The organism is Oleiphilus sp. HI0123 (assembly GCF_001635315.1).
The window spans coordinates 1-397 of record NZ_LWGE01000328.1 but is presented as its reverse complement, the minus strand read 5'-3'; the positions used below and the strand labels follow the sequence as shown (position 1 = coordinate 397).

At 45.6% G+C, this 397-nt stretch carries 1 pseudogene; it reads right to left on the bottom strand.

Annotated elements, in window-relative coordinates:
• A pseudogene (locus A3761_RS26765) lies at nucleotides 1–397 on the bottom strand (cryptochrome/photolyase family protein); the annotation flags it as partial.

Sequence of the window (397 nt, the reverse complement as noted above, 5' to 3'; positions counted from 1 at the left end):
GCAGCATAGGGTTTTGTGGCGATCCACCCCCCATCAGCAAACAAGGCCATCCCTCGAGTATTGGGTAGCTCAACCCACTGTAAGGCATCGATATAAATCCCTAAATACCAATCATCTACCTCATCGGGATGAAGACCAGCCAGCAAAGAGAAGTTACCTGTTATCATTAAGCGCTGAATATGGTGGGCATAAGCATACTCTAAAGACTGTTTGATACTCTCCTTCATACACGCCATCTTGGTTTCACCAGTCCAAAACCAACTTGGCAAAGGTCTACTCGCATTCAATCGATTCTGTTCCGTATAATCCGGCATATTGGCCCAGTACATTCCTCTAACATATTCTCGCCAGCCAAGAATCTGACGAACAAAGCCTTCGATCTGCGAAATCGAAATAC